At 69.3% G+C, this 9,396-nt stretch carries 7 protein-coding genes and 1 pseudogene; 1 reads left to right on the top strand and 7 read right to left on the bottom strand.

Annotated elements, in window-relative coordinates; translation table 11 throughout:
- On the top strand, positions 1–1,120 hold a 1,120-nt coding region (locus QSG27_RS25400), incomplete at its 5' end, for an ankyrin repeat domain-containing protein (protein WP_306711094.1).
- Positions 1,121–1,168: 48 nt separating this feature from the next.
- Here the strand turns inward: QSG27_RS25400 and QSG27_RS25395 are convergent.
- The 7 genes and pseudogenes from QSG27_RS25395 to QSG27_RS25365 form a co-directional block, all read right to left on the bottom strand.
- Positions 1,169–2,569, bottom strand: coding sequence for a dipeptidase (locus QSG27_RS25395; RefSeq protein ID WP_306711092.1), 1,401 nt, complete (start codon positions 2,567–2,569; stop codon positions 1,169–1,171).
- A 184-nt stretch (positions 2,570–2,753) separates the two neighbouring features.
- Positions 2,754–3,449: an urea ABC transporter ATP-binding subunit UrtE gene (gene urtE / locus QSG27_RS25390; RefSeq protein ID WP_306711090.1), complete on the bottom strand. Its 696-nt coding sequence runs from the start codon at positions 3,447–3,449 to the stop codon at positions 2,754–2,756.
- A gap of 59 nt (positions 3,450–3,508) precedes the next feature.
- On the bottom strand, positions 3,509–4,255 hold the full coding sequence (urtD, locus tag QSG27_RS25385) for an urea ABC transporter ATP-binding protein UrtD (RefSeq protein ID WP_306711088.1): 747 nt from the start codon (positions 4,253–4,255) through the stop codon (positions 3,509–3,511).
- A 6-nt stretch (positions 4,256–4,261) separates the two neighbouring features.
- Positions 4,262–5,401, bottom strand: coding sequence for an urea ABC transporter permease subunit UrtC (gene urtC, locus QSG27_RS25380; protein ID WP_306711086.1), 1,140 nt, complete (start codon positions 5,399–5,401; stop codon positions 4,262–4,264).
- Positions 5,402–5,405: 4 nt separating this feature from the next.
- A complete protein-coding gene (urtB, locus tag QSG27_RS25375) occupies positions 5,406–7,037 on the bottom strand; it encodes an urea ABC transporter permease subunit UrtB (protein WP_306711084.1) in 1,632 nt (543 codons plus the stop codon).
- 123 nt (positions 7,038–7,160) lie between these two features.
- Positions 7,161–8,468 carry an urea ABC transporter substrate-binding protein gene (urtA, locus tag QSG27_RS25370; protein WP_306711082.1) on the bottom strand — a complete coding sequence of 436 codons (1,308 nt, stop codon included), beginning with the start codon at positions 8,466–8,468 and terminating at the stop codon, positions 7,161–7,163.
- A 265-nt stretch (positions 8,469–8,733) separates the two neighbouring features.
- A pseudogene (locus QSG27_RS25365) lies at positions 8,734–9,396 on the bottom strand (biotin/lipoyl-binding protein); the annotation flags it as partial.

Genomic DNA, 9,396 nt, shown 5'->3' with positions numbered 1-9,396 from the left:
GACCCTGCCGCCGCTGGTGGACGAACCGGCGCCCCAGATGGCCCCCCAGGCGGCGCCGCAAGCCGCGGCCATGCCGGCGCCCCCGCCGGCGACGCCGTCCGCTGCCCTCTCGACGCCTCCCCTCTCGACGGCCCCCCTCTCGGCAGACGACGCCGGCCTCAGCCAGCGCGTGCGCGTCCTGGTCGATCAGGCGCGCCGGCAGATCGCCGCCAAGCTCCTGACCACGCCGCCGAACAACAACGCCTATGAGACGGTGTCCCGCCTGCGGGAGATCGCTCCGGCCACGCCGGAGATCCAGGAATTGCTGGCGACCATGGAGGAGACCTACCGCCGCTGGGCCTCCCTGGCCGAGCGCGACGGCAATTGGGACGAGGCGCGGCGCTTCTACGAGCGCGCCCTGATCGTGGCTCCCAACACCGGCGATCTGCGCGACCGCATCAAGGCCGCGGGCGAAAGGCGCGTGCTGCCCGCCACTGCGACCGCCACCGCCACCGCCGCGGCCAGCAGCCCCGCCATCCCCGCGTCCCCCGCGGCGGCGGAGGTCCGGCCCGGGCTGGACAGCCGCGACGGCGCCATCGCCCTGATGCGCCGCACGGACGAGTTGAAACGCGCGCTGGACGGCGGCGCCGACCCGAACAAGCGGGTGGACAACGGCAAGACCCTGCTGATGCTGGCCTCCGAACAGGGGTTGACGGACGCGGTGCGGCTGCTGATCGACCGCCGGGCCAAGACGGAGCTGCGCACCGCCGACGGCGCCACCGCGGTGATGTACGCCGCCTGGGGCGGGCACGAAGCGGTGATCCACGCGCTGGCCGCCGCCGGGGCGGAGCTGGACGCCACCAACGACGACGGCAAGACCGCCCTGATGGCGGCGGCGGCCCGCGGCCACGAAGGGGTCGTGAAGGTCCTGATCGACCGCGGCGTGTCGGTGGACCGGGTGGCCAGCCACGGCTGGTCGGCCCTGATGTACGCCGCCAACAACGGCCACGACCGCGTGGCGCGGATGCTGGTGGAGCGCGGCGCCAACCCCTTCCGCATGGACACCGCCGGCAACTCCGCCCTCACGCTGGGCGCGCTGCAAGGCCACATGCAGGTGGTCGAGGCGCTGAAGCCGCACTGACGCGGCCCCCCCCCCCGCTCCGGCCGGGAAAGGGGGGGCCAAGGTTTCTTACAGCGCGGCGAAGCGCGCCAGCATGGCGGCGTGGGAGCGGATGCCGTTGTGCAGGCACTTCACCTCGAACTTCTCGTTGGGCGAATGGATGCGGTCGTCCTCCAGCCCGAAGCCGACGAAGATCGAATCGAAGCCCAGCGCCTGCCGGATGTAGCCGCCCACGGGGATCGAGCCGCCGCTGCCGACCAGCGCCGGCCTGTTGGCGTACACGTCGCCCAGGCCCGCCATGGCGGCGCGCAGATAGGGGCTGTCGGTCGGCACCTGGACGCCCGGCGAATGGCTGAACACCTTGACCTCCCAACGCCCGTCCGCCGGGGTGCGCTCTTCCAGGAAGCTCCTGATCCCGGCCAGGATCTTCTCCGGGTCCTGGGCCGGCACGAGGCGGCAGGACAGCTTGGCCGACGCCTTGGCCGCGATCACCGTCTTGGAGCCCTCGCCGGTGTAGCCGCCCCAGATGCCGTTGATGTCGCAGGTCGGGCGCGACCACAGCCGCTCCAGCGCGCTGCGCCCGGCCTCGCCCACCGGGGTCTTCAGCCCGACGCCGGCCAGGAAGGCCGCCTCGTCGAAGCCGAGGTCCCGCCACATCGCCTTCTCCTCGTCCGTGGGCTCGGCCACGTCGTCGTAGAAGCCGGGGAACCGGACGCGCCCGTCCTCGTCGTGGATCTGGCCCAGGATGCGGGTCAGCGCGTTGATCGGGTTCAGCACCGCGCCGCCGAACAGGCCGGAATGCAGGTCGTGGTCCGGCCCGTGCAGCGTCGCCTCGACATAGAGCAGGCCGCGCAGCCGGGTGGTGATGGCCGGCGTGTCGATGTTCCAGGAATTGGTGTCGGTGATGACGCAGACGTCGGCCTTCAACTCCTCCGCGTTGCCCTTCATGAAGGGCAGCAGGTTCGGGCTTCCCGTCTCCTCCTCGCCCTCCAGCAGGACGGTCACGCGGATCGGCAGGGTGCCGTGCACGGCATGCCAGGCGCGGAACGCCTCGATGAAAGTCATCACCTGGCCCTTGTCGTCCACGGCGCCGCGGGCGACGATGCGGCGGCCATGCTCGGCCTCCACGATGGCCGGCTCGAAGGGCGGGCTGTTCCACAGCTCCAGCGGTTCCGCCGGCTGCACGTCGTAATGGCCGTAATAGAGGATGTGCGGAACATCGTCACCGCCCGGCCCCGCATGGTGGGCGACGACCATCGGGTGGCCCGCCGTATCGCGCACGGAGGCGTCGAAGCCCAGCCCGCTCAGTTCGCGCGCCAGCCAGTCCGCGGCGCGGCGCACGTCGCCCTTGCAGGCCGGGTCGGTGCTGACGCTGGGGATGCGCAGCAGGTCGCACAGGCGGCCCAGGGAGTCTTCAAAACTGCGGTCAACCTGCTGGAGAACGGGTTCGACGGACAGGGCGCTCGACATTCGGAACTGCCTTCGGTGTGGAAACGACGTCACCGATGGTAGCGCATCGCCGCCCGCCGCCAAGCTCCACAAAGCGCAGGGGTGCCATCCTCGCGAAGGCGGCGTTCCCGGTGCCCACCACGGGAAGCACAGGATGGCGGGACCGCAGCTCCGCCTTCGCGAGGATACCCCGGACGGAGGCGCGTCAGACGGTCAGGTACCGCCGGACCTCGCTCTCCTCCAGCCCGTCGCGGCTGCCCGCCAGCATGACCTCGCCGCGTTCCATGACCGCCCAGTCGTCGGCCAGATCGCGGGCGAACTCGAAATACTGCTCCACCAGCAGGATCGCCATGGTGCCCTTGTCGCGCAGGTAGGCGATGGCCCGCCCGATGTCCTTTATGATCGAGGGCTGGATGCCCTCGGTCGGCTCGTCCAGCACCAGCAGCCGGGGCCGCGTCACCAGCGCCCGCCCGATGGCGAGTTGCTGCTGCTGCCCGCCCGACAGGTCGCCGCCGCGGCGGTCCAGCATGGACTTCAGCACAGGGAACAGCTCGAACACCTCGTCGGGGATGGAGCGGTCGGCCCGCTTCAGCGGCGCGTAGCCGGTCAGCAGGTTCTCCCGCACCGTCAGCAGCGGGAAGATCTCGCGCCCCTGCGGGACATAGGCGATGCCGCGCCGCGCCCGTTCGGACGGGGCGAGCTTCGTGATGTCGCCGCCGTCCCAGGCGATGGTTCCGCCGGACACCGGCTTCAGCCCGACGATGGCGCGCAGCAGCGAGGACTTGCCGACGCCGTTGCGCCCCAGCAGGCAGGTGACCTTCCCCACCTCCGCCGTCAGCGACACGCCGCGCAGCGCCTGCGCCGCGCCGTAATGGAGATCGACAGACCGTACGTCGAGCATGCGGATTCCTCTGATCCAAAACCCCTCTCCCGCCTCGGGGGGAGGGGAAATGTTGACGGTCACCGGCCCAGATAGACGTCGATGACCTGCTTGTTGGCGCTCACCGAATCCAGCGAGCCTTCGGCCAGCACCGAGCCCTCGTGCAGCACCGTGACCTTCACGCCCAGTTCGCGAACGAAGACCATGTCGTGCTCCACGACGATCACCGAATGCTTGCCGGCGATGTCCTTCAGCAGGTGGGCGGTCTGCTCCGTCTCCGCGTCGGTCATGCCGGCCACCGGCTCGTCCACCAGCAGCAGCTTCGGGTCCTGGGCCAGCAGCATGCCGATCTCCAGCCACTGCTTCTCGCCGTGCGACAGGCTGCCCGCCGGGCGGTCGCGGCGCGGCGACAGGCGCGTGATGTCGAGGATCTCCTCGATTCGCGCCCGGTCCTCCTTCGTGGCCGAATAGGTCAGCGTCTTCAGCGGACGGCGCGGCGCCTTCAGCGACAGTTCCAGATTGTCCCAGACCGTGTGCATCTCGAACACGGTGGGGCGCTGGAACTTGCGCCCGATGCCCAGGTTCGCGATGGCCGGCTCGCGCAGGCTGGTCAGGTCGGTCCGGCCTTCGAACAGGATGGTGCCGGTGTCGGGACGGGTCTTGCCGGTGATGACGTCCATCATGGTCGTCTTGCCGGCGCCGTTCGGCCCGATGATCGCCCGCATCTCGCCCGGCTCGATGACCAGCGACAGGCTGTTCAGCGCCCGGAACCCGTCGAAGCTGACCGACACGCCGTCCAGATACAGCAGGGTGTCTTCCGCGCTCATGATGTATCAGACCCCTTTCTGGCCGGCCGGGGTGCCGGCGACGGCGCCCCGCGACGGCAGGCGTTGGCGCAACTGCGCGGCAAGGCCCAGGATGCCCTTGGGCAGGAACAGGGTGACCAGCACGAACAGGCCGCCCAGAGCGAACAGCCACAGCTCCGGCAGGGCCGCCGTGAAGTAGCTCTTGCCGAAATTCACCAGCACCGCGCCCAGCACCGGCCCGGCCAGCGTGCCGCGCCCGCCGACGGCGACCCAGATCACCGCCTCGATGCTGCTGGCGGGGGAGAATTCCGAGGGGTTGATGATGCCGACCTGCGGCACGTAGAGCGCGCCCGCCACCCCGGCCATGCAGGCCGACAGCGTCCAGGCGAACAGCTTGTAGCGGTCGGTCTCGTAGCCCATGAAGCGCACCCGGCTCTCCGCGTCGCGCACGGCGATCAGCACCTTGCCGAGCTTGGACGCCACGACGGCGGAGGCCAGGACGTAGCCGATGGCCAGCGCCACAACCGTCGCCACGAACAGCCCGACGCGGGTCGAGGCGGCCTGGATGTCGAAGCCCAGGATCTCCTTGAAGTCGGTCAGGCCGTTGTTGCCGCCGAACCCCATGTCGTTGCGGAAGAAGGCCAGCATCAGCGCGAAGGTCAGCGCCTGCGTGATGATCGACAGATAGACGCCGGTGACGCGCGAGCGGAAGGCGAACCAGCCGAAGGCGAAGGCCAGCAGGCCCGGCACCACCATCACCATGACCGCGGCGAACCAGAAATGGTCGAAGCCGTGCCAGTACCAGGGCAGTTCCGTCCAGTTCAGGAAGACCATGAAGTCCGGCAGGTCCGCGTTGCCGTAGACGCCGCGGGAGCCGATCTGCCGCATCAGGTACATGCCCATGGCATAGCCGCCGAGCGTGAAGAAGGCGGCGTGCCCCAGCGACAGGATGCCGACGTAGCCCCACACGAGGTCGAGCGACAGCGCCAGCAGCGCGAAGCACAGATACTTGCCGAGCAGCGCCACCGTGTGGGTGGACAGGTGCCAGGGCGAGTCCGGCGCCGTGCCCAGCGCCATGAACGGCACCGCCACGGCCAGCACCGCCAGGACGGTCAGCAGCACGCCGGCCTTCTTGTCCAGGCCCATGAGGAAAAATCGGGTCAGCATCGGATCAGGCCTCCACCGCCCGGCCCTTCAGCGCGAACAGGCCGCGCGGACGCCTCTGGATGAACAGGATGATGAAGATCAGCACCAGGATCTTGCCCAGCACCGCGCCCGCGTAGGGCTCCAGGAACTTGTTGACGCCGCCGAGCGCCAGCGCGCCGACCAGCGTGCCCCACAGATTGCCCACGCCGCCGAACACCACGACCATGAAGCTGTCGATGATGTAGCCCTGGCCCAGGTTGGGGCTGACGTTGTCGATCTGGCTCAGCGCCACCCCGGCCAGCCCGGCGATGCCCGAACCGAGCCCGAAAGTCAGCGCGTCCACCCGCGCGGTGCGGATGCCCATGGCGTTGGCCATGCTGCGGTTCTGGGTGACCGCGCGGATGCTCAGCCCGAACCACGTCTTGCGCAGCGCCACCAGAAGGGCGCCGAAGACGAGGAAGGCGAAGACGACGATCCACAGCCGCCCGTAGGTGATGGTCAGCCCGCCCAGCTCGAACGCCCCGGACATCCAGGACGGGGCGCCGACCTCGCGGTTCGTCGGCCCGAAGATGGAGCGCACCGCCTGCTGCAACGCCAGCGACAGGCCCCAGGTCGCCAGCAGCGTTTCCAGCGGGCGGCCGTAGAGCCAGCGGATCACGCTGCGCTCGATGGCGACGCCGACCGCGCCGGAGACGAGGAAGGCGACGGGCAGAGCCACCAGGATGGAGAAGTCGAACAGGCCCGGCGCCCACTGGCGGAAGGCTTCCTGCACCAGGAAGGTGGCGTAGGCGCCGATCATCACCATCTCGCCATGCGCCATGTTGATGACGCCCATGACGCCGAAGGTGACCGCCAGCCCGATCGCCGCCAGCAGCAGGACCGAGCCGAGCGACAGGCCGTACCACAGGTTCTGCGCGGCGCCCCACAGGGCCAGCCGCTGCTCGACCGACGCAACGGCCTTCTTCGCGGCGTCCTTCACCGCGTCGCTGCCCCCATTGGAGACGCTGTTGGCGGCGCCGTTCAGCAGGGCCAGCGCGTCCTGGTCGCCGCGTTCCTGCAGCACCGCGACGGCGGCGACCTTGTCGGCGTCCGCGGCATCCCCGGCCAGCAGGACGGCGGCCCGCGCCTGGGTCATCGCGCGGCGCACGCGCTCGTCGGTTTCCTTGGCCAGCGCCGTGTTCAGCGCGTCCAGCGCGTTGGCGTCGCGGCTCTTGAACACCGCCTCGGCGGCCTGCCGGCGGGTGTTGGCATCGGGGCTCATCAGGGTGAGCGCGCCGAGCGTCGCGCTGATCGTGCGGCGCAGGGCGTTGTTGATCCGGATTTTCTCGACCGCGTTGCGGTCCGCCTCGCCCAGCGCGGCGCCGGTCAGCGGGTCGGTCAGGGCGAAGCCGCTGCCGGCCCGCTTGGCGACGACCACGGCCCCGTCCGCCTTGCGGACGTGCAGGTCGCCGGCCTGAAGGGCCTCGATCACCGGCACGGCGGCGGGGTCGCCGGTCCCGGCAAGCGCCGAGAGGGCCTTTTCGGTGTCGGCGTAGCTGCCGGCGCCCAGGCCGCGGACCAGCGGGGCCAGATCGGCGGCGCCCTGATCGGCGGCGAAGGCGGCGGGTGCGGCCAGCGCCAGAAACGCGGCCAGCAGCCAGCAGAGTGCGCGGTGCATCGCGGTTCCCGTGATGTGTCGGAAGGCTATTCAAAGAGAGGGCGCCTGCCCCCACCCCGGCCCTCCCCCGCTCTCGCAGGGGAGGGTTAGGGAGGGGGCAACACGTTGCCGTTGCTCAGGTCCTCACGACCCCTTGCCGCCGCACTTGCCGGTCTTCACGTTGAAGTTGCCGCAGGACATCGGGGCGCGCCAGTCGGAGATCAGGTCCTTGCTGTCCGGCAGGAAGTCCGACCACTCGTCGCCGACCACGAGGCCCGGCGTCTTGGAGACGGTCTCGAACTGGCCGTTCTCCTGCACCTCGCCGATCAGCACCGGCTTGGTGATGTGGTGGTTCGGGAGCATGGCCGAGTAGCCGCCGGTCAGGTTCGGAACCGACACGCCGACGAGGCTGTCGATCACGGCGTTGCTGTCGGTGGTGCCGGCCTTCTCGACCGCCTTCACCCACATGTTGAAGCCGATGTAGTGGGCCTCCATCGGGTCGTTGGTGACGCGCTTGTCGTTCTTGGTGAAGGTCTGCCACTTCTTGATGAAGTCGGCGTTCTCCGGCGTGTTCACCGACATGAAGTAGTTCCAGGCGGCCAGATGCCCGACCAGCGGCTTCGTGTCGATGCCGGCCAGTTCCTCCTCACCCACGGAGAAGGCGACGACCGGGATGTCCTGCGCCTTGATGCCCTGGTTGCCCAGCTCCTTGTAGAAGGGGACGTTGGCGTCGCCGTTGATGGTCGAGACGACCGCGGTCTTCTTGCCGGCGGAGCCGAACTTCTTGATGTCGGCGACGATGTTCTGCCAGTCGGAATGGCCGAACGGGGTGTAGTTGATCAGGATGTCCTCGGCCTTGACGCCCTTGGACTTCAGGTAGGTTTCGAGGATCTTGTTGGTCGTGCGCGGGTAGACGTAGTCGGTGCCGGCCAGCACCCAGCGCTTCACGCCTTCCTTCTCCGCCAGATAATCGACGGCGGGGATCGCCTGCTGGTTCGGAGCGGCGCCGGTGTAGAAGACGTTGCGCGAAGACTCCTCGCCCTCATACTGCACAGGGTAGAACAGGATGCTGTTCAGCTCCTCGAACACCGGCAGGACCGACTTGCGGCTGACCGAGGTCCAGCAGCCGAACACCGCGGCCACCTTGTCCTTGGTGACCAGCTCGCGCGCCTTTTCGGCGAACAGGGGCCAGTTGGAGGCGGGATCGACGACGACCGGCTCCAGCTTCCTGCCGAGAACGCCGCCCTTCTTGTTCTGCTCTTCGATGAGCATCAGCATGACGTCCTTCAGCGTGGTCTCGCTGATCGCCATGGTGCCCGACAGGGAATGGAGGATGCCGACCTTGATGGTGTCCTGGGCGGACGCGGGTGCGGCAAAGCCCGCGGCGAACGTGACGGCAAGGCCGGCGGCAGCCGCCAGGGTGCGGCCGGTCTTGAAGCCCGACTTGAACATTGTGAATACCCCCCGTTCTTTGGTCTGGCGCCCGCCTCAGGCGCCACGGGGGATGCTTCGCAAATGTGATGCCACAACGCCCCGGACTTGCGGAAGCCAGCAAATCCGCCGGGAAGGGCCGCCAAGGATTCGCTTACGAATTATGCAGGCCGTCGCATATTGATTAAATTTTGCTCACTTCCATAAGGATGCCTTTATTTTCAGCAGCGCTTCGCACCAAAGACCGGCACCGTCCGACGCGGTCCAAAGCGGATCGCAATCCGCTTTAGCGGCTCAGCAGTGTGGCACCGCGCCAGATGCCGGGCTGCATCGCGCCGGCGGAGTCGATGGCCGCACCCGGACCGTCCTGGATGCCGCCGCGGAACTGCCCGACATGGCGGGTGCCGCCGCGCATGGACAGCTCGCCCGGCCCCGCCGGAAGCCGGTCCACCACGACGCCGCTGAAGCGCTCGCCGTTGCCGAAGGCCAGTTCGCCATGGCCGTCCACGCGCCCTTGGCGGACCTCGCCCGCGTAGGAATCGCCGTTGGCGAAGCGGTAGACGCCGGGCCCGTTCGGCACCGCGCTCACGAAGGTCCCCTCGAACCGGTCGCCGGACGGGAAGCTCAGGACGCCGTAACCGGACATCTGGTCGTTCTTCCACTCCCCCTCGTAGACCTGACCGTTGGCGAAGCGGTAGACCCCCACCCCGTTCCGGCTGATCGTGCCCTGCACGGAGAGGTTGCCCAGCCCGCGGTTCCAGGACCCTTCGTAGACGTCGCCGTTGGGGAAGCGGTGCACCCCATAACCCGACTCCCCGCCGCGGGCCTGCCCGGCGGCGCGGCGGGCGCCGGCCTGCGCCTCGCGCGCCTTCGCCTCGGCCTGTTCGACGGCGAGCTTGAAGGGCCGCGGGTCCACCTCGGCCAGGAAGTCGCCCTTCTGCACGGTCTG

Origin of the sequence: Azospirillum isscasi, from assembly GCF_030849505.1 — a bacterium.
Classification (GTDB): domain Bacteria; phylum Pseudomonadota; class Alphaproteobacteria; order Azospirillales; family Azospirillaceae; genus Azospirillum; species Azospirillum isscasi.
Note: the sequence above shows the minus strand (reverse complement) of the source record. Positions and strands in the feature narration are given on the sequence as shown.